Raw genomic sequence first — 18,816 nt, 5'->3', positions numbered from 1 at the left:
CCGACCAAGAACTACATCTCGATTTGTCCAGACGAGGACACGCGACATGTAGTCCTTGACCGGATCTGCGGGCGGTGGCCTGAGAAGGAGGTATGAGCACTTCTTCTCGCAGGCATGAACGTGAGGTCGGCCCTCGGCTGCCTCGTCACACGCGGCGTCACCCGTCGGCCGCGTCTACGCATCTCACCGAGCTGGGCACCGACGTCGTCGCGACGCGGCTGCGCATGCTCGGCCACCCGACGCGGATCCGGATCCTTCAGGCGCTCGACGGGCGTCCGAAGACCTTCGATCGGCTCGTCGGCGATGTCGGCGAACCCGACGTCGCGGTCCACGCCCACCTCGCCGTCCTCTTTCGCGCCGGGATCGTCCGGCGCGTGGAGGACGGCGATCGGGCGGTCTACGAGCTGGTCGACTGGCCGAGTCTCTGGGTGCTCGATCAACTCGCCTTCCGCCTACGCCAACGCGTCCTTGAGGACGCGGCCGACGACGCGGATGGCGAGGAGCCGACGTCATGCGTCTGAAGCGCCGAGCCGTCGTCGTTGTGGCGTGCGCCTTGTTGGTGTTGTTGGTCTTCCCTGCCTTTGCGTGGGCGGCGGGCAACGACGTCGGGGCCAACGTCAGCAAGTTGATGCGCCACTACGCCGCCGAGCTGTACACGGGCGTGGTGGCGATCTTCGGCCTGGGGTTCTTGGCCAACCGTCGCTACCGCGAGCTGGCCACGTTCTTGATGGCGGCGATCGTGGTGGCGTGGCTGGTCTTCAGTCCTGACCAGATCGCCAAGACGGCGCGGTCGCTCGGCAACCAGATCCTCTAGCCGGGACCGGGAGCGGATTGATGTCCCAGCAGCAGCGGCGCGCGGTCGTGCGCAGCTATCAACGCGTGTTCCGCCCGGACCGGCGGATTTACGCGATCGACGGCCGGACGATCCCGGTGCCCGGCGGCGTGCCGCTGCGCTGGTTGGCCTACGCCGCCACGGTGGCGGCGGGAGTGGCGGTGATCGCCGGGCGCAGCCCGGTGGTCGCGCTCGTGGGCGCGGTGTTGGCCTACATGTCGGGCGCCCGGCTCGGCCGTCGGTTGGAGGGCGCGACTCGCGCCGCGGTCGTCGGCAGCACGCTGACGATCGTGGGGTGGGTTGTTGGGGTTCTCGATTGGCCCACGCGGTTCGTCGTCGTGCCCGCGGTCGCGGCGACGGCGCTGTCGCAGATCACGCCCGACGGGCGCAGCCTGCACCGCCACCTCTGGTCTCTGGCGCAGGTCCGGATCGCGGGCCGGCGCCGCGTCGGCGAGGCGCTGCCGGTGCGCGGCCAGCAGACGGTCACCCGCGCCGCGGTCCGGATCGCGCGCGACGAGCACCGCCCGACGGTCGTCCGCGGCCGCGTCGCAGGCCCGTGCCGGGTCCGGTTCGCCGAGCCGGTCGTGCTTCACCGCCGGCGCCGCGGGCGTGCGGCGGCGACGCCGGTCGCCACTGCTGGGCGGGTGCGCGGCGCGATGGTCGAGACCGTCGAGCTCGCGATCGGCGAGCGCTTGGAGTTGCGTCCATGACCGCCCGTGCCGCGGCGCGCGAGATCGGGCTGACTTACACGCGCGCGAACCTGCTGCTCGGTCCGAGTGGCGAGGCGATGGCGCTGTACCGGCTGGAGCCCGTCGTCTACCCGCTGCTCGATGACGGCGAGAAGTGGACCGTGCAGCGGCGCCTGGAGCGGATGGTCGACGCGATCGCGGCCGACTTCTCGCTCTGGCGCGTCTGCCGGCCGATCGACCCCGATGCCTATGTCGACCAGGTCGCCGGCTTGCGCTCGCCGTACGCGCCGGAAGCCTGGGACGAGCTGCTCGCGTCGCACCGTGAGGCGCTGGCCTGCGGCGGTGGGCGCGAGGTCGAGACCTTCGTCGGCGTGCGCTTGGAGGCCGACGCGCCGCACGGCTTCGGTGCTCGCCTGACGGCGGAGGCTGGTCGCGTGCTGGCGGCGGTACCCGGCTTCGGGAGGGGCTCGGCGCTATCGCAGCGCCAGCTCAGCGTGCTGGCCGAGTCCGAGGCGCGGGTCCATGAGCGGCTTGCGGGCGTGATCGGGTTGCGTCGCGCGCGCACGCGCGAGGTGCAGTGGCTGCTTGCGCGTGCGCCGTTGCGCGGCGTCGCCGCGCCCGACCTCGAACCGCACTGGCAGCCCGACGCGCTGGTCATCGAAACCGACGATGGCGAGGTCGCCCGCTTTGAGCCGCTGGGCTGGGACCTCTGGCGCCTACCCGCCGCGGTCCTGTGTGAGGACCCGGCGCATCCGCCGAGCCTGCACGTCGAAGCCGATGAACAGGAGAGCTTCCAGGCCGCGCTGTGCGTGGGCGCTTTAGCTGACGAGCCGGTCTTCCCCGGTCCGGCGGCCGAGGTCCTGCACGCACCGCTGGACGTCCTGAACTTCCCGGTCGACGCGGTCGTGCACGCGCGCTGGATCGGCAACCGCGAGGCCCTGGGGCAGGTGCGCAAGCGCGTCGTGGATGCCGAGCAGGTCTATCGCGATCAGCTGGAGTCCAGCACGGGCCCGGCGTGGCAGGCCGACGATGACCGCACGTTGGCGCGCGAGTACGAGCAGGTCCTGCAGTCCGGTGCACGGCCGCCGATGTTGTACGCCTCGATCTCACTGACCCTGGGCGCCGAGACCCGCGAGCTGCTCGAGCGCCGCATCGAACGCTTGCGCACCGCCTTTGGCGACCTTCCGCTGTACCGGCCGCGCGGGCTGCAGGAGCGCCTGTGGTTTGACCATCTGCCGCGGACCGACGGCGGCCGGGTGGGGGAGTACGTCCAGCACGTCACCGCCCAGCAGTTCGGCGCGATGGTCCCGGTCGCCACCTCGCAGATCGGCGACGACGGGGGCCTGTATCTCGGGCACTCGATCGACGGGCTGTGCGCACCGTTGTACTTCGACGTCACCGCGCCCTCGCGCGAGTCCAAGCCGACCGCGGTGCTGGTCGCCGGGCCGCCCGGCGCGGGCAAGTCGGTGACCGCGCAGGTCATCGGCCACGGCGCCCATTGCCGCGGCAGCATCGTCGTCGACTTCGACCCCAAGCCCGACCACGGCTGGACCCGCATCCCCGGCCTGGAGGATCAGGTTGATGTCGTTGAGCTCAGCGGCGAGGCCGGCCAGCAGGGCCGGCTGGATCCGATGGTCATCGGCGTCCCGGAGCTGCGTGAGGAGCTGGCGATCTCCTACCTGCTGGAGCTGCTGCGCGATCCGCCGGCCTCGTGGGAGCGCGCGATCGCCCGCGCCGTGCGCGACATCGCACGCCAACCCGCGCCGAGCACACGCGCGGTCATCGACCGCCTCGGCCAGCTCGACGGCGCCGGTACCGAGGTGGCCGACGCGCTTGACGTCTTGGCCGACGTCGGCCTGGCCCGCCTGGGCTTCGGTGACGGCAGGACCGAGCCCATCACCTTGAAACGGCCGATCCTGACGATCCGTACGCCGGGGCTGACGCTGCCCGAGCCCGGCGTCGCGCGCGAGACCTACACGCGCGCCGAGCGCGTCTCGGTCGCGACCCTGTCTCTGATCGCCGCGCTGGCGCTGGCGCTGGTCTGCGAGGACCGCGCCCAGCACAAGGTCGTCATCCTCGATGAGGCCTGGTTCTTGCTGTCCTCGCCCCAAGGCCGTGCGCTGATCAACCGGCTGCTGCGGCTGGCGCGGGCGTTCAACGCCACGGTCGTGCTCATCACCCAGCTGGTCGGCGACCTCGACGGCATCGACGAACTCGCCGGAACCCGGATGGGCTTCGGCCCTTGGCAGGACGTCCTGCGCCTGGTCGGCGCCGACGCGCCCCACCACGGGCTGGACGCCAACCCAGCGCCGGGCGTCGGCGTGATCCGCGACCTGCACGGACGTGTCGCGCCGATCCGCATCCACGTCCCCGACGCCGACCTCCTGATCGCGATCGACACCGTCCCCTCAAGAGGCAGCGAGGCCGCGCGATGAGCCGCCGACGCATCCTCGCGGTCCTGGCGCTGGTCGTCCTCGGCGTGCTTGCCGCGCCGGCCATCGCTCACGGGGCAAGCGACCTGTACTACAACTCCGGGCCGGGCGATCCGGTCGGCCCGCTGGCCGACCGCTACCCGCTGGGCGCCTACGACCTCGACCAGCACTTCAGCATGGTCAAGGCCAGCCTGACCGGTGGCGTCGACGCTTCCGGGATCGGTCCGGGGATCGCGGGGTTCTTTGCCGACATGATCTGGCAGGTCACGGCGTTCTTGGTGTACTCGGTCATCCAGCTCTTCTCGCTGGCCTTCTCGATCGACCTCGTCAACGGCTCGCCCCAGACCGGCGGCGCGGGCGCGCTTGCCCCGGTCTCCGACGCGATCCACAACCTGTACGCCAACACCTTGGGCGCGCCGTGGATGGAAGCCGCGGTCGTCGTCGCCGGCTGCTGGGCGATGTGGCGCGCGCTCGTACAGCGCCGCTACAGCGAGACCGCCGCCGGGCTGGGCATGTCGGTGATCTACGTTGTCATAGCGCTAGCGATCGTCTTCAACACCGACGCGACGATCGGCCGCGCGACCCAGTGGGACAACCGGATCGCCGACGCGTTCTTGTCGGTCAGCATCCACGGCAAGGTCACCACCGGCCCCGACGCCCACCGCCAAGCCAGCGACGAGCTCTTCGACGTCCTCGTCTTGCGTCCGTGGGTCGCGCTGGAGTTCGGCGGCACCCAGCACTGCATCAAGATCGGCACCGGCAGCACCGACCACGACCCGATCTCAGTCCCCGTCCTGCCGCTCGCCGCCGACCCCGCGGCCGACGCGCACGCCCGCGCGCGGCTGCACCGCGACGGCCACGTCACCGCCGCCGGCAAGGAGTGCATCGACAACTCGCTGCGCTACCCCCAGCACTTCCTGGCCTTCGCGCCGGGCTCGCCCGATCGCGACGCCGAGTACGACGCCATCAACAACGCCGATCCGTCCAAGCTGCCCGACAGCGACCCGGAGAAGAACACCTACAACCCCGCGGTTGCCGACAAGCCCGCGACCGACGCGATGGAGAAGGGCGGCCAATACCAGCGCCTGCTCCTCGCCATCGTCGTTCTCGTCGGCGAGCTCGGGTCGGTCCTGCTGCTCGGGACGCTGGCCATCTCGATCCTGCTGGCCCAGATGGTCGTGCTGCTGCTCGCGGCCTTCTCGGTCGTCGCGCTGATCGCCGCGATCGTCCCCGGCCGTGGTCACGCGCTGTTCAAGAACTGGGCCAGTCAGCTGGGCACCTACCTCGTCCGCAAGGCCGTCTACGCGCTGGTGCTGACGATCCTGCTCACCGTCGTGGCGGCGCTGCAGGACGCGACGACCAACATGGGGTGGTTGTTCAGCTTTGGCTGCCAGTCCATGTTTATGTGGATGGTCTTCCTCGGACGCCAGAAGCTCGCCGGGAGCATCATCGCCGCCGTCTCCGGTCACGAACCCCAACGCGAAGCCCACCTCAAGAAGCTCCTCGGTGCGGGCTTTGTCGGCTACCGACTGGCCAAGCTCGCCAAGCCTCCCGCTCGGCCTCGGCGCGACCAGGCTCCCGTCGACCATCGGCCGCCACCGGTCGAACCCGAGCTCGCGCCCGTACCGGCGCCGCGTGTTGCCGAGCCGTCGCCGCGGATCCACCAACGGCCGACGGCGCGCCGCGACCACGGCGGCGCGCGTCCGGCACGCGATGAGAGCGCGCCGATCGATCGCGAGGCCGATGAGGAGACCGCGCCTCGCCGTCCGGTCACCCGCCCCAGCGGCCACGCGGAGCGCGAGCAGACCGACACCGCCCAGACCTCGTCGCCGCGCCCGCGCCGCAAGCGCCACGACGCCAAGAGACCGCCGAGCAATCCGCCACCACCATCCCGACGACCGTCGCTGCGACCACGCCCCGACGACGCGGGCCGTCCAACTGAGACGTCATGAGCACCGCAACGCGAGTCGCGCTCGCGGCAGCGGCCCCGATCGGCCTGGGCGCCGCGGCGGTCGTCGGCGTCGTGATCGCCATCGCCGGCGCGAGCTTCGGTGGCGGCTGCACCACGGCAGCGGCGAGCAACACCACCAACAAGGCCCACGAGATCCCGCCTGTGCGCCTGCGCATCTACCGTGCCGCTGGTCGGCGGTTTGACATCGACTGGGCCTTCCTGGCCTCGATCGGCGCGCAGGAGTGCAACCACGGATCTTGCGCGGGCGATAACGGATCGGGTTGCGCGGGGCCGATGCAGATCGCCGTCCGGCGCGGGTCGCCGTGCAGCCCCGGCGACGGGCCGACGCTCTGGGAGCGCTACGGCGTCGACGCCGACCACGACGGCCGTATCGATCCCGACGATCCGGCCGACGCGGTCTTCACCGCGGCGCGGATCCTGCGCCAGGCCAAGCAAGCTCCGCCCGTCGGCGGCAGCTACAAGGACTACTACGACGCCGCCTGCGGTTACTACGGCGCCTGCGGCGACGCCACCGCCGACTACGCCGACCAGGTCATGGCCCGCGCCGTGACCTACGGCTTCGGCTCCGGCCAAGCTTCCGACGGCGGGGGCGGCTGCGGCGGCAGCACCGACGTGCAGCCCGCTGGCGACGGTGGCCTCGGGCCGGTCGTCCGCGACCACGGTCCGGGCGGGCTTCAGGCGTTGCCGATCACCATCACCGTCGGTGCGGCGATCGAGTGCGATCGCCGCATCCGAGACGACGTGCTGTGGCTCGCGCGTCGCTACCGCGTGACGGTCACCGCCTGCTACGCCATCCACGCCTCGGGTGGGGAGCACCCGCTCGGCGCCGCCGTCGACCTCGTCCCCGACCCCGGCCAGAGCTGGCAGACCAGCACCGAACGCCTCGCCCGAGCCGTCGGTTGGAAGCGGTCCTGTGCGGCCTCGGGTGTGGCGCCGGCATGTGCGCGGCCGCCGTTTCGCTTCGTCGGCTACGACGGCTACCCCGGCCACGGGGACCCCGCCCACTGCGCGTGTGGCGGCAACGCGCACCTGCACCTCTCCTGGCTGACCTCGGCCTCGACCGGCGAGGCGCAGAACGCCCCGCGCAGCACCTACTTCGCGCCGGCATGGGTCGACGCGTTCACCACCAACAAGGAGCAGAATCGATGAGAGCTCAGCTCGTCGCGCAGTACGCCTGTCGGCCGCATGCAGGGTCGCCGGGTGGGTCGCATGCAGGGTCGCGGGGCGGGGCACATGGCCCTGGACCTCGATCGGCCGAGATCGCCCGCTATCGCGCGGCATCTGGGCCGGATCTCGCTGGCGAGATCTTCTTCAATGCGGTAACGGTGGGGTGCTGGCGGTGAGGCCTGACTCACCTCGTGATCGCGCGGCGGCGATCGCCATGGGCGCGGGTCTCCTGCTGCTGCTGGCTGGTCGGATGGTCTCCCGGCTGGCTGGCTCCGGCGGCGTCTCGGTCTCGCTCGTCGACGCCCTACCGGTAGCCGCTGGCAGCGCCGGTCTCGCTGCCGCGGTCGTGCTGCTGCGAGCGGTCCTGACGCGCAGGGCGCTGGCCTCCCGGGTGACGCTTGACCTGCTGCCCCCAGAGGAGTTTGACCCGACCTCCGAGGACGTTGAGCAGATGGTCGCCGGGCTGGGCCGGGTCCGTCCTCGAGGTGGCTGGCTGACGCGTCCGGCCAGCGCGGTGCGCTTCGAGGTCGTCACCGACACCGACGGGCTGGTCCGCTTCCGGGTCAGTGCCCCGGGGCGCTCGCGCCCGGCGCTGGAGAGCGCGCTGGCCGCCTACCCCGGTGTCGAGCTACATGACCCCGCCCCGGATCCCGGGCCGGTGACGAGCAGGCTGCGGCGCGTGGTGCGGGCGCGGCTCGTGCTCGCCCGCTCGGCCCGTGAGGCGCTGGCCGAGACCGGCCTGCGACCCGACCTGCTTCAGGGCCTGGCCGCTGCCGTCGACCAGCTTGAGCCCGCCGACGGCGAGCAAGCCCGACTTGTCCTGGACGCCCGCGTCCTCTCACCCGGCGAGGCCCGTCGCGTCCGTCGTCGCCTGCTTCGCGACCCCGACCACCAGCCCCTCGCCGCGCTGCTGGACGAGGGCCGGTCGCGGGGTCGCACGACGCCGTCAGACACGGTGCAGCGTCGCCACGACACGCAGGGCCTGGATCGCAAGCTCGCCCCGCAGCACCCGCTGCTGCAGTTCCAGCTCGCGCTGCGCGTCGAGGCCCGAGACCGCGGCCGGGCGCTGGCCACCACGCGCTCCGTGCTGGCCGTCACCGACGCCATGGGCGCCGCCAACCACCTCCGCGCCCGAGGCCTGCGTCTCGGCGGCCTCGGCTTCCTCGGCGACGACCTCCCATGGCGCCGCCGGCTGTTCGACCGCCGGCTCGCGTCCGGCCGGTTCGCGGCGCGCCGCGGCGACATCGTCTCGGTGCGCGAGGTCCAAGGACTGCTCAAGCCCCCGACCGTGCACTGCCACGCCGACAACGTCGCCCGCAGTCGTGGAGCGATCCCATCCCCGCCACGCGGCCTACCCGACTACCACGGCCAGCCCGACGTCATCCCGCTCGGTCGGATCCACACGCGCACCGGCCAACGCGTCGTCGGCGTTCACGCCAGCGAGACGTTCTTCACCTACATGTCGGGCCGGTCGCGCTACGGCAAGACCGAGCTGGCGATCGTCCGCTTCGTCGCCTGGGCGCTGGCCGGCCGCGGCGGACTGTTCATGGATCCCCACGGCGACGCGATCGCCGAGATCAAGACCTACCTGACCGCCGCCGGCCTGCGCGACCGGGTCGTGGAGATCGACCTCTCCGAACGCAAGTCCACCAACAACCAACCCGGCTGGAACCTCCTCGCGCTCACCGCCCGCACGCCGAACGAGGCCGCGGCAAAGGTCGATGCGTTCGTCGACGCCTTCGCGGCCGCGCTGCGCTGGGACGAGCGCAACACCCGCGCGCTGAACCTCGCCACCCAAGCCGCCCAAGCGCTGACCGAACTCGCCTTGACGTTGCCGCCCGAGCTGGCGCCGACGATCTTTGAGGTCCCCGTCCTGCTCTCCGACGAGGACTGGCGGGCAGCGGCGCTGCCGCACCTGCGGCCGGCAAACCGCGGCTTCTTCACCGACCGCTTCCCGTCGCTGCCGGGCGAGGCGATCACCGCGGTCACCAACGTCCTGGATCGCCTGCGCGCCTCGCAGTCGATCGCCGCGCTCTTCGGCAGCCCCGTCTCGACCTACGACGCTCGCCGCGCGCTGGCCGGCGAGCAGATCGTCCTGGTCTGCCCAGGTCCGGGCTCGTCGCGCGACCGGCTCGTAGCCAACCTCATCGTCTACGACCTCCTGCACGCGCTCAAGGCGCGCGGGGCGATGGCGCCGGAGGCACGGAAGCCGTTCTTGGTGTCCTTGGATGAGCTGCAGACCTATGACAGCCCGAACCTCGCGACGCTGCTTGAGCAGATGGCGAAGTTCGGCGGGCGCGGCGAGCTGTTTAACCAGGACCCCGCACGGCTACTGGACTCGACCTGGACGGCGGTGGCGACCAACCGGTCCCACATGCACTCCACCACCGTCAACGCCAAGGCCGCCCGCAAGATCAGCGCCGAGTGGGGCACATATCCCGACCCCGCCGTGCTCGGCCGGCTGGAACGCTTCACCTACCTGGCCTCGGTCACCCTCGGTCGCGAGGTAACCCCGCCGTTTCTCGTGCACGGCATCCCCGCCGCCGAGCTGCACGCCGAGCACCGCCAGCCCAACCAGGTCGCGCTGCTCGACGAGGCCATCGACGCAACCGCGGGACGTCAACCCGTACAGGAACGCCTCGCCCAGGTCGACGGCCACGCCGGCCGCATCCTCGCCCACCTGACCAAGACGACGACGGGCGGCCGATCGGCGTCGGTTCCGTCGGGTCCGCACGTCATCCGCACCGGCAACCCGGAAGCCGGGTCGTGAGCGCCTCGGCGCTGCCGGCCGTGGCCGGCGACATGCTCGAGAGCCTGGACGCCCACCGGCTGCTGACAGCCGGCCAGCTCCGGGCGCTGCACGCCCCGACCGCGGGACGCCGCTGGATCGAGAAGGTCATGGCCCGCGTCGTCGCGGCGGGTCTCGTCGACTTCGTCCACACGGGCGGCTCGCGGCGGATCTACTTCCTGACCGCCGAGGGCCACCAAGCCCTACACCTCGCCCACCCCCAGACCGCCGGCGCGCGCCGCGGCGCCGATGACGCCCGGCACGCGGCCAGCGCGCTCAGCGCTCACACGCTGGCCGTCAACGACGTCGGCCTGGCCTTCGTGGCGGCGGCGCGGGAGCGCGGCGACGAGTTCGGGCCGCTGGCCTGGCGCCACGAGATCGCCCACCCGATCGGTACCACACCCGGCCGGCGTCCGGAGCTGGTCATCGCCGACGCCGTCCTGACCTACCTCCAACACCTCCAAGACGGTGGACTGGCCTTCCACTACCGCTTCCTCGAACTCGACCGCGCCACCCAACCCACCGCCGCGCTCGCCTCAAAGCTCGGCCGCTACGCCCGGCTGCACACCTACACCACCAAGAACGACAAGGAGCCCCAATGGCACCAGACCTACCCCGTGTTCCCCGAAGTGCTGGTCGTGTTGACCAACGCCCCCGCCGCCGCCCTACGGCGCCGGGCACAGACCGTCCTGGCGCTCTGCCAGGCCGATCCGCTGCTGCAAGCCACGCCGCAGGTCGCGATCTCCATCGTGACGCTCGAGGACCTGCTCAGCCAGGGTCCGTGGGCGACGACGTTCCAACGCCTACATGTTCAGCGGCCGGTCAACTGGACCGGCGAGAGCGCATGACCCCGCTGCTCGAGGACGGCCAGCGCTGGCGCGTCGTGCCGGGCGACACGCTGGAGCTGTTGCCCGGGCTACCCGACCAGAGCGTCGACGCGGTCGTCTGCGACCCGCCCTACGGCATCGACATCAAGAACCACTCCTGGGACGGCACAGCGATCCGGCGCCAAGCCCGCCAAGCCCACGGCCGCATGACCCCGGGCCAGGCGTTCGAGCGCTGGACGACCACCTGGGCCGCCGAGCTGCACCGGGTGCTCAAGCCTGGCGGGCACGTCGTCGCGTTCGGGGCTACGCGGATGACGCACCGCCTGACCAGTGGCCTGGAGGACGGCGGCCTGGAGATCCGCGACATGTTGATGTGGATCTTCGGTCCCGGCATCCCGAAGTCTCGCCGCTTTGACGGCGGCCGCGCGACGACGCTCAAGCCGTTCTACGAGCCGATCGTCCTCGCGCGCCGCCCGGTCGACGGAACAACCACCGACAACCTCAAGCGGCACGGCACCGGGGCACTGAACGTCGATGCCTGCGCCGTGCGCTGGCCCGACGAGCCCGGCATGAGGCGCTGGCCAGCGCACATGATCGCCAGCCATGACGAGCACTGCCAGCCCAACAGGTGCGCGGATCGTTGTCCGGTGGATGAGATCGAGGCCCAGCGGCCCGGTGCCAGCCGGTTTCTGTACGTCACCAAGACCCGCCGTTCCGAGCGCGACGCCGGCTGCGAGCACCTGCCCGCCCGCCGGCTTGCGCATTTCCCGGGCGCGACCAACCCCCATAAGAAGCCATTGCACAACCCGCACCCGACGGTCAAGCCGATCGAGTTGATGCGGTGGCTGGTGCGCCTCATCACCCCACCGGGCGGGCTGGTGCTCGATCCGTTCTGCGGGTCGGGCTCGACCGGAATCGCCGCGCTCCTCGAGCAGCGCCGCTTCCTCGGGATCGAACGCGACCTCGACTACATCGACATCGCCCGCGCCCGGATCACCCACTGGAGCGACGGCACCGACGCAGCGGTCCAGGAGGTCCCGCCCCCCGTCCGCCCTACCCGAGCCGCTCGACGGCGGCCGGCATGAGCGACCAGGACGGTGAGGTCATCGTCGTCCGGCTGGACCCGGGCAGCCTCGACGAGCTCGCCCACCGCGTCGCCGACCTTGTCCACCAACAACATGAACCGGTCAGGGCGCCAGTCGAAGACGACGGCCGGTTGCTGTCGGCAGCGCAGGTCGCCGCGCGATGGGGCATCGAACGCAGCTGGGTCTACGAGCACGCCGACGACCTCGGCGTGCGACGGCTGGGCACCGGCGTGCGCCCACGGCTGCGCTTTGACCCCACGCGTGTCGCCGCCTACCTCGAGCGCCCCGGTCCCGCCATCGCCGCCCCGGTCGGCGAAACCCACGGGGCAGATGTCCGACGATCGCCCGGGATTGCGTCCGATTGCGCAGAAGGACTTCCCTTTCGGGGGCGAGCAGAGCTAACGTCTGCGACGCAGAGATCAAGACGGCCGGGCGGCGCGTGAACGCCCCCGGCCACGGCGGCGAAGCAAAGGACTTCGACGCGATGAGAAGCCTACTCCCACCAACCCGGTGGGCCGTCGGCTCGCTCCTCGACGCCCTCGTCCGCTTCGCCGCCCCGTCATCAAAGGGTGGTCAAGTTGACATATAAGAACAGACACATCGTCGAACGTCGCCAGCCGGGCGGTTGCAGCTACGGGCTGCGCTTGGCCGCAGGAGACGGACGGCGCGTCTACCTCGCGCTGGGCCATGAGCGAGAGGGCTGGACCCGCTCGCTGGCCGACACGGTGCTGCTGGTCGTCACGGCCGCGCGCCGCGTCCCGCTGGCCTCGAGCCCGCGCAAGCGGCGGTAGCCGGCCATGGGGCGCAAGAAGGAAGGGACGGTTATCGAGCGGCCGTGGAGCAGCGGGCGGACCTACGCGCTGCGGTTCCTGGCCTACGGCAAGCGCGTCTACCTCACCCTCGGCACCGAGCACGACGGCTGGACGCACACCAAGGCCGAAGAGGAGTTGGACAACATCTTGGCCGACGTGCGCCGCGGCATCTGGGTGCCGCCCGAGCGCAACGCACCGGCCCCGGTCGTTGCTGACGCCGAGGACGCAGACGGCGAGGTGCCGACGGCCGAGCTGACGTTCTATGGGTTCTCCAAGAAGCGCCTGGCTCGCCGCAAGCTCGAGGTGTCCAAGCGGATGTGGGAGTACGAGGAGTGGGCGCTGCGCGTGCACCTCTGGCCCTACTTCGGCCCGCGGCCGCTGTCGCAGTTCGAGGCCGAGGCCGTCGACGAGTACCGCCTCTTCAAGCTCGAAGAGGGCGCCGAGCGCCGCGCCGCCATCGACCGGCGCCGGCCGCTGCGCGACGAGAACCGGCGCGTGCTGCGCCCGCTGGCGCCGACCTCGATCAACAAGACCATCGACGTCCTGGGCTCCTACCTGTCGGTCGCCGTCGACTACGGCAAGGCCACCACCAACGCCGCCCACGGCCGGCGCCGGCGCCTGAAGGTCGACGCCAAGCGCCCCGTCCACCTCGACGCCGTCGGCCAGATCATGGCCCTGCTGGACGCCGCAGCCGACCTGGACGCCAGTGCCTACTGGCGCGCCACCGACCGCCACGCGCTCATCGCCACCCTGGTGCTCGCCGGCCCCCGTGCTGAGGAGCTGGGCTACCTGCTCTGGCGCGACGTCGACCTGGTCAACCGCCGCCTCTACGTCGGGCGCTCCAAGACCGACGCCGGCCTGCGCGAGATCCCGATGCTGCCGCTGCTGCATCGGATCCTGTCCGCCCACAAGGCTCGCCACCCGCAGGCCGGTCCCGACGACTACGTCTTCCCGACCGACAAGGGCACGCGGCGCGACAAGGACAACGTCAGAAACCGGATGCTCGCCCCGGCCCTCGCACCGGCCGACGAGCTGCTGCTCGCTCGCGGCGAGGTGCCGCTGCCCAAGGGCCTGACCCCGCACAAGCTGCGCCACACCTTCGCCTCGATCCTCGTGGCCTGCGGCGAGGACCCCACCAGCGTCATGTCTCAGCTCGGCCACACCGACCCGCGCTTCACGCTGAAGGTCTACGCGCACATGATGCGCCGCAGCCCAGAGGAGCGCGCACGGCTCAAGGCCTTCGTCTACGACGACTACGAGCCCCAGCCGGCCGAGCCGCTGGCGCTGCCCGTCAGCGCCGATCGCGAACTCGTGGCGGCGTAGGCCATGTCCTTGCTCGCCACTCTCCTGGCGCTGGTCGCGGTGCTGCTGGTCGTCGCCTGGCTGGCCGGCGGGTTCCTGCTGCGCATCGCGGGGATCGCCGTGGCGGTCACCGGGCTCCTGCTCGCGCTGGCGGGCCACCCGCTCGGCCTGCTGATCACCGCGTTCGGCGCCGTGATGTGGGTCGCCGGCCACTGGCACTACGCGCTGCGTCACCACACCTACAAGTCGCCGCTCGCGCGCCGCCTCTTCCTCGACGTCCTGCGCGAGCAGCTCGATCCGACCCGCCGCTGGGCCATCCCCACCGACAACGACCACGACCGATGACCGACCACACCAACAACCACACGACCGCCGACGGGCTGCGCCGGGCACACGAGGCGTTTCGTGGCGACTGGGACCGCCGAGGGGTGACGATGGTCTTCCTGCCCTCGGCCGCCACCGAAACCCTCCTGGCCGCCCGCGGCTGGACTCGCGGCCAGTGGCGCGGCAGGACCGGCCCCTGGCGCTCGCCGACCGGCGAGCGCATCTGGGAGACCGGCGAGGCCATCGCGCTCGCCCTCACCGCCGAAGTCCTCACCGACACCACCAACAACCCGCCTCGCTCGACCGAGCGCTAGGTACAACCACCACCGAAGGACATCATCATGCCCGCCAAGACCAGCAACAAGACCAACGCCACGGCCGACGCCGGCCAGTCCATCCTGGAGGCCCTCACCGAGAAGCCCGGCTCGACGGCCGCCGAGATCGCCGACGCCACCGGGTTGGTCCGCTCGACCGTCGGCAAGCAGCTCGCCGCCCTCGAACGCGCCGGAACGGTGACCCGCACCACGGGCAAGCGCGACGGCGGCCGCCGCGCCCCCGACCGCTGGGCCAAGGCCACTATCGACCGCCTGCGCCCCGGCCAGCTCGACGACCTCGTCATGAACCACGTCCGCTCGCTCGACGAGCCTGTCGGCCCGGTCGGCGTGGCCCGCGCCCTAGGCCGCTCCTCCGGCGCCGTCGCCAACTGCCTGACCCGCCGCGCCAAGGCCGGCGACCTCAAGCAGGTCAGCGACAAGCCGCGCCGCTACACCGCTGCTGTGGTGCCCTCCCGCACGCAGTGAATGCCCGGCGCGGGACGAACCTCGGCTCGCGCACGTCTCTAACGCACATGACCGGGCACGCTTACGGGCGGCATCCACCGAGCTAGTCAAAGCGATCGTTCGCTCGTAAATATTTGCGGTCCGCGGGCGGCGCCGAGTATTGGCTCCGAAGGGGGTTCACGGAACTGCCAAGGCCCGGGTGCGGGTCCTCGTCGGGAGCTCTCGGTGGCCGGCGGTCAGCTTCGTGGTTCCGAGTCGCCAGAGGCCAGCAACCAGCAACTAGAGTCTGGTGACCATCTAAGCTAGGCTAGTTCTCGAAATTTGGGGACGGAGGCCCAGGATGGACCGTACGCCAGACGTCGGACGGATCAAGGAACACACGCGCGCGCTGTCCAAGTCGTTGCTCGGGACGCAGTTCAGAGCTGAGGTCGGTGCGTTCATCGCCGTCGGCAGGGGGCCTTTTTGGGCGCGCGAGATGGCAGGCCAGCTCGACGTCCCCGAAAACAAGGTGTCGGCGGAGCTTTCGCGTCTCGCCACGAACAACCTTCTGACCGCAATTTCGATTGCGGCGTGGGATCGCCGCCGTCTCTACGAACGCTCACCACGTTCTGAACCGTATTGGGCCGCCGCTTTGGACATCCTCCGGAGGGCAGCAGAGACAGAGGCGCTTCGCGCAGAGGTGACTGAGGATGAGGCCGTGACGGCGTACCTCGCTGCCGTCCACGGCGACGATCCACGGATCCGGCAGGAGGGGTGAGCGCAGCGATCACGGTTGCCACGTGACGCCCAGTTCGGATGCCTTCCAGCACCCCCCAGGACGACAGCGGCGCCTCGTCCGAGACGCGCGTTCCTCGGCGTCGTCGCGTCGCGATCGCCGCGACGGCGTTCTCGGCCGGCGGCGTCGTCCTGCGCTGGTCGCACGCTTTGTCTACCGCTGGACTCACCCGCTACGGGGCGGCGGCTAACGTCGCGCTGGGGCTCATCGTGCTCGGTCGCGGGGTCGTTCACCTCGCCGGCGGCTACTGGAATCACCGGGCCGTCGCGAATCCCAACTGGACGGCGTACCGGCGTCGATGCCTGAACACGCTCGACGCGAGCGAGATCGCCGGGGGCCTCTACCTCCTCGCCGTCGGCGTTGCCCTCTTACTCAGCGAGCCTCATCCATGGCGGGCGCTAGCGCTCACCTTGCCCGCTTGGCCGGTCGGCTGGCTCATTGCGGACCGGAAGATTGTGCTCGCCGATCTTGGACACCTCCCCACGGGGACCGAGATCGTTCGCGCCTGCCCTCGGATCACCGCGGCTCGGGGGAACGTGATGGGGCGCCTGGACTCCGATCGGATCAACCAAATCGACCAGCGGCTCTTCGCGAACGAGCGCTCCCCGAGGGCCTTCAGCGCGTTAGTCATCGTGTGGTTCGTGATCTTGAGTGGCAGCTGCGGTGCACAGGCGATGGCCCTCGCGCCGTCCGTCAAAAAGTGGTTCGCACATGTCAAGCACAACGATGACGCACTGCAGGGTGGCAAGCACGGCGGTGGCAACGCGCCGAGGCACCGTGGCTCGTCCGCCTCCACCACCACCGCACCTCAGACGACAACGCCGCTGCCGGCTGTGCCCGACCCCGCGCCCCCCGAAGGTGATACCTGCGCGATCCCCGCTGGTTCCGGCGTAGGCGGTGATCGGCAGGAAGCGCAGGCCGGCGACACCTACAAGCAGGCGCGCGCGGGGCTGGCGATGGCGTGGGCGACTATCGGCGGCCCGACCCTGGGCTGCCCGGGCCTGGCAGTGCGAGTCGGACGCACCGAGGTGTTCACCGTTCTCGGCGTGTGCCAGGCGGATGGCACCACCCGCGCGTTGGGCGTCGTCGGCCCAAACCATCCCGCAGCTGTGCTTTTGGCGAACCCGAAGGCTGCGATTGATCCGGTCGCGGAGGGCCTTCGCTTCGCTGCCGACGGAACGCTGCTGGGCGTTTCGGAACGCACCCCTATCGCAACCGGTGACTTCCAGATCATCTTCACGACCGCTGGCACATGGGTGCTCGTGCGCTCGGTGCTGTCGGATGGTGGGGGCGGAGTGAAGTCCGAGCCGCGCCGCTGTGCGGACGTCGAGCCTGGCGGCAAGCAGTACGTCGAGTTGCCTCCCGCGCTCGCTCGCGGATGGGTGACCGCCTCTGCCGCGTTGCGCACCACGTCCTGGCCGACGCGTGACCCCGCCAAAGACGAGCCTGGCATCAAGGCGTACGTCTTGGAGAGCGCCGACAACAGCGGGACGGTCGTTGCCACGGCTTGGTGCCAGAGCGCGGCGCCGTATCGGTGTGAAGTTCAAGCTGGTGGCGTCACCGTCGCGATTGCCGATGACAACACGGCGGCGCCCGTCTCTGTGCAAGAGATCCTGAACTACGGCCCCCGAGCTCCGTGAGGCGTGGCCCCTGAGAAACCTCGATAGTTCGCGGCCGCCGGACCTCCCAGAAACTGCGGAAGCGGAGATTAGTCGGCTGGCCGACATACGGTGAGACTTCTTGTGGGCCATTTTGCCCGCGCCGAAGGCGCTGACGCGTGGCAAAGGTCAGCCAACCTCGCGCTTGGTCAGCGGAGCAGGGGTTCGCTGCGGAGATAGCCGGTAACTCGACTCAGCGCCGTGTTCAGTCTGTCCCGCTCGCCGGCGCGAAGTGGGCGGAGCGGCTCTAATCGCGGGCTTTGGCTAGGCCGGTCCCAGTGCCACACAGCTGCGACTCGTCCGTCAAGCATCAGCGATGCGCGCGCTTCACCGATGGTGTTGAACAGTCGGTGCTGGTGAGCATGATCGACGTAGCGCCAGCGTGTCGCGAAGTAGCCTTTGAGGGCAGGATCTTCGTACGCAAGTACCTGTGCGGCGCCGTCGTCGACCAGCGTCTCCCACTGACCCTCGAGTAGGGCAGAAATGGTGCGATCAAGAGCGATGAGCTCTTCGTGGGGGCGCTCCGCGATACGCACACGCACGAGGTGATCAGCCAGGTCTTCCCATGCGGGGAGAGAGTCGGACAGCCCGATACCTGACCACCACCGAAAATCGCGAACGCTTGCAGGGCCGTAGCCCTCGAGGTATAGCGGCAGAAGCTGCGATGTCGCCGCGCGAGGAGTCAGGGCATTGAGATCGAGGCCGGGCGCTGCCTGGGTGGTCAACGCAAAGGTGCGGTGTTCGTGATGGAGGCTCGGGCTTGAGTCGCCGACCAGGAGCGCGCCTTCTTCCCATAGCGTCTTGATCGCTAGACGCACCATGGCGAGGCAGTCGTCTCTCCGGCGAATCAAGCGCGGGACTCGTGCGATGACCTCATGCTCAAGGTCGCGGTAGCCAAGCTCCCCGTCCTCTAGCGAAAGAGTCACGGCGTCGGAGACTGCGGACCACAATCGAGCGCTCAGTCCAGACCGCTGGAGAGCAAGGCGGCATGGCGCGATGCGTTGGGCGAGGGTGGCACTGTGGACGATCGGTGCGAGATCCTGCGGGACGAGGTGCAGGGTGCGTCGCATGCAGCGAAGGCGCAGAAGCCGGCGCTCGATGAGCGATTGCCGGAGCAGTGCCGGTGACGCTGTGCTCTGGCGTGCGTGGAGCGTGACCCAAGGGGTGAGCTGACGAGCTGAGTGAAGGCCGCAGTGGATGCGGGCCAAGTCTTCGAGGTTTGTGGGATGCGCGGGAGCGAGTCCCTGGCGAGCCAACCGCCAACCTCGCTCGGTGACGGCCGAGATCTCGATGAGCGGTCGCTGCGCGAGGAGAGCCGCGAGGGCCGATGACGACGAGATGCGGGCGGCAGGGGCAGGCATGCGCGGACGCAGC

18 protein-coding genes are annotated in these 18,816 nt (G+C 70.6%); 17 read left to right on the top strand and 1 reads right to left on the bottom strand.

Annotated features, from left to right (window positions below; translation table 11 throughout):
* Positions 1 to 224: 224 nt before the first annotated feature.
* From H030_RS28470 to H030_RS0101515, 17 genes are all read left to right on the top strand, one after another.
* Complete coding sequence (locus tag H030_RS28470; RefSeq protein WP_051221460.1) at positions 225 to 521, top strand: winged helix-turn-helix domain-containing protein; 297 nt, start codon at positions 225 to 227, stop codon at positions 519 to 521.
* Positions 512 to 814, top strand: a complete 303-nt coding sequence (locus H030_RS0101595) for a hypothetical protein (RefSeq protein ID WP_155891771.1) — start codon at positions 512 to 514, stop codon at positions 812 to 814. Before H030_RS28470 ends, H030_RS0101595 begins: the two co-directional genes overlap by 10 nt.
* A 20-nt stretch (positions 815 to 834) precedes the next feature.
* Entirely contained in the window at positions 835 to 1,542 is a 708-nt protein-coding gene (locus H030_RS0101590; RefSeq protein ID WP_027004816.1) for a hypothetical protein, read from the top strand.
* Complete coding sequence (locus H030_RS0101585; RefSeq protein WP_027004815.1) at positions 1,539 to 3,956, top strand: ATP-binding protein; 2,418 nt, start codon at positions 1,539 to 1,541, stop codon at positions 3,954 to 3,956. Before H030_RS0101590 ends, H030_RS0101585 begins: the two co-directional genes overlap by 4 nt.
* The gene (locus H030_RS0101580; RefSeq protein ID WP_027004814.1) at positions 3,953 to 5,905 is read left to right on the top strand and encodes a hypothetical protein; all 1,953 of its coding nucleotides are present in this window, start codon (positions 3,953 to 3,955) and stop codon (positions 5,903 to 5,905) included. Before H030_RS0101585 ends, H030_RS0101580 begins: the two co-directional genes overlap by 4 nt.
* Positions 5,902 to 7,074: a hypothetical protein gene (locus H030_RS0101575; RefSeq protein WP_027004813.1), complete on the top strand. Its 1,173-nt coding sequence runs from the start codon at positions 5,902 to 5,904 to the stop codon at positions 7,072 to 7,074. The genes H030_RS0101580 and H030_RS0101575 overlap by 4 nt, the downstream gene beginning before the upstream one ends.
* Positions 7,075 to 7,306: 232 nt before the next feature.
* Positions 7,307 to 9,862 carry a hypothetical protein gene (locus tag H030_RS0101570; RefSeq protein WP_027004812.1) on the top strand — a complete coding sequence of 852 codons (2,556 nt, stop codon included), beginning with the start codon at positions 7,307 to 7,309 and terminating at the stop codon, positions 9,860 to 9,862.
* Positions 9,859 to 10,728, top strand: a complete 870-nt coding sequence (locus H030_RS28465; RefSeq protein ID WP_051221458.1) for a replication-relaxation family protein — start codon at positions 9,859 to 9,861, stop codon at positions 10,726 to 10,728. Before H030_RS0101570 ends, H030_RS28465 begins: the two co-directional genes overlap by 4 nt.
* Entirely contained in the window at positions 10,725 to 11,792 is a 1,068-nt protein-coding gene (locus H030_RS36060) for a DNA-methyltransferase (RefSeq protein WP_051221456.1), read from the top strand. The genes H030_RS28465 and H030_RS36060 overlap by 4 nt, the downstream gene beginning before the upstream one ends.
* Entirely contained in the window at positions 11,789 to 12,235 is a 447-nt protein-coding gene (locus H030_RS38760; RefSeq protein WP_035125722.1) for a hypothetical protein, read from the top strand. Before H030_RS36060 ends, H030_RS38760 begins: the two co-directional genes overlap by 4 nt.
* A gap of 201 nt (positions 12,236 to 12,436) precedes the next feature.
* Positions 12,437 to 12,583 (top strand): hypothetical protein, encoded by a 147-nt coding sequence (locus H030_RS38755; protein WP_155891770.1) that lies wholly within the window; start codon positions 12,437 to 12,439, stop codon positions 12,581 to 12,583.
* Positions 12,584 to 12,589: 6 nt separating this feature from the next.
* Positions 12,590 to 13,927: a tyrosine-type recombinase/integrase gene (locus tag H030_RS0101540; protein ID WP_027004811.1), complete on the top strand. Its 1,338-nt coding sequence runs from the start codon at positions 12,590 to 12,592 to the stop codon at positions 13,925 to 13,927.
* Positions 13,928 to 13,936: 9 nt separating this feature from the next.
* Entirely contained in the window at positions 13,937 to 14,251 is a 315-nt protein-coding gene (locus H030_RS0101535) for a hypothetical protein (protein WP_155891769.1), read from the top strand.
* Entirely contained in the window at positions 14,248 to 14,544 is a 297-nt protein-coding gene (locus H030_RS0101530) for a hypothetical protein (protein ID WP_027004809.1), read from the top strand. The genes H030_RS0101535 and H030_RS0101530 overlap by 4 nt, the downstream gene beginning before the upstream one ends.
* A 27-nt stretch (positions 14,545 to 14,571) precedes the next feature.
* Entirely contained in the window at positions 14,572 to 15,030 is a 459-nt protein-coding gene (locus H030_RS0101525) for a helix-turn-helix domain-containing protein (RefSeq protein ID WP_027004808.1), read from the top strand.
* Between the two features lie 319 nt (positions 15,031 to 15,349).
* Positions 15,350 to 15,766 (top strand): hypothetical protein, encoded by a 417-nt coding sequence (locus tag H030_RS0101520; protein WP_027004807.1) that lies wholly within the window; start codon positions 15,350 to 15,352, stop codon positions 15,764 to 15,766.
* Positions 15,767 to 15,804: 38 nt separating this feature from the next.
* A complete protein-coding gene (locus H030_RS0101515; protein ID WP_027004806.1) occupies positions 15,805 to 17,424 on the top strand; it encodes a hypothetical protein in 1,620 nt (539 codons plus the stop codon).
* A gap of 167 nt (positions 17,425 to 17,591) precedes the next feature.
* Here H030_RS0101515 and H030_RS38100 read toward each other — a convergent pair whose 3' ends face one another.
* Positions 17,592 to 18,803 carry a DNA glycosylase AlkZ-like family protein gene (locus H030_RS38100; RefSeq protein WP_081690427.1) on the bottom strand — a complete coding sequence of 404 codons (1,212 nt, stop codon included), beginning with the start codon at positions 18,801 to 18,803 and terminating at the stop codon, positions 17,592 to 17,594.
* Positions 18,804 to 18,816 lie beyond the last annotated feature (13 nt).

It is taken from the genome of Conexibacter woesei Iso977N (genome assembly GCF_000424625.1).
Lineage (GTDB): Bacteria > Actinomycetota > Thermoleophilia > Solirubrobacterales > Solirubrobacteraceae > Baekduia > Baekduia woesei_A.
Note: the sequence above shows the minus strand (reverse complement) of the source record. Positions and strands in the feature narration are given on the sequence as shown.

Bases quoted from the DNA above. Each gene is read 5' to 3' on its own strand.
- H030_RS0101530 (WP_027004809.1), top strand. From the start codon at position 14,248: ATGACCGACCACACCAACAACCACACGACCGCCGACGGGCTGCGCCGG.
- H030_RS0101575 (WP_027004813.1), top strand. From the start codon at position 5,902: ATGAGCACCGCAACGCGAGTCGCGCTCGCGGCAGCGGCCCCGATCGGC.
- H030_RS0101580 (WP_027004814.1), top strand. From the start codon at position 3,953: ATGAGCCGCCGACGCATCCTCGCGGTCCTGGCGCTGGTCGTCCTCGGC.
- H030_RS0101595 (WP_155891771.1), top strand. From the start codon at position 512: ATGCGTCTGAAGCGCCGAGCCGTCGTCGTTGTGGCGTGCGCCTTGTTG.
- H030_RS0101525 (WP_027004808.1), top strand. From the start codon at position 14,572: ATGCCCGCCAAGACCAGCAACAAGACCAACGCCACGGCCGACGCCGGC.
- H030_RS0101590 (WP_027004816.1), top strand. From the start codon at position 835: ATGTCCCAGCAGCAGCGGCGCGCGGTCGTGCGCAGCTATCAACGCGTG.
- H030_RS0101515 (WP_027004806.1), top strand. From the start codon at position 15,805: ATGCCTTCCAGCACCCCCCAGGACGACAGCGGCGCCTCGTCCGAGACG.
- H030_RS0101585 (WP_027004815.1), top strand. From the start codon at position 1,539: ATGACCGCCCGTGCCGCGGCGCGCGAGATCGGGCTGACTTACACGCGC.
- H030_RS0101540 (WP_027004811.1), top strand. From the start codon at position 12,590: ATGGGGCGCAAGAAGGAAGGGACGGTTATCGAGCGGCCGTGGAGCAGC.
- H030_RS38100 (WP_081690427.1), bottom strand. From the start codon at position 18,803: ATGCCTGCCCCTGCCGCCCGCATCTCGTCGTCATCGGCCCTCGCGGCT.
- H030_RS36060 (WP_051221456.1), top strand. From the start codon at position 10,725: ATGACCCCGCTGCTCGAGGACGGCCAGCGCTGGCGCGTCGTGCCGGGC.
- H030_RS0101570 (WP_027004812.1), top strand. From the start codon at position 7,307: ATGGGCGCGGGTCTCCTGCTGCTGCTGGCTGGTCGGATGGTCTCCCGG.
- H030_RS38760 (WP_035125722.1), top strand. From the start codon at position 11,789: ATGAGCGACCAGGACGGTGAGGTCATCGTCGTCCGGCTGGACCCGGGC.
- H030_RS28470 (WP_051221460.1), top strand. From the start codon at position 225: ATGCTCGGCCACCCGACGCGGATCCGGATCCTTCAGGCGCTCGACGGG.
- H030_RS0101520 (WP_027004807.1), top strand. From the start codon at position 15,350: ATGGACCGTACGCCAGACGTCGGACGGATCAAGGAACACACGCGCGCG.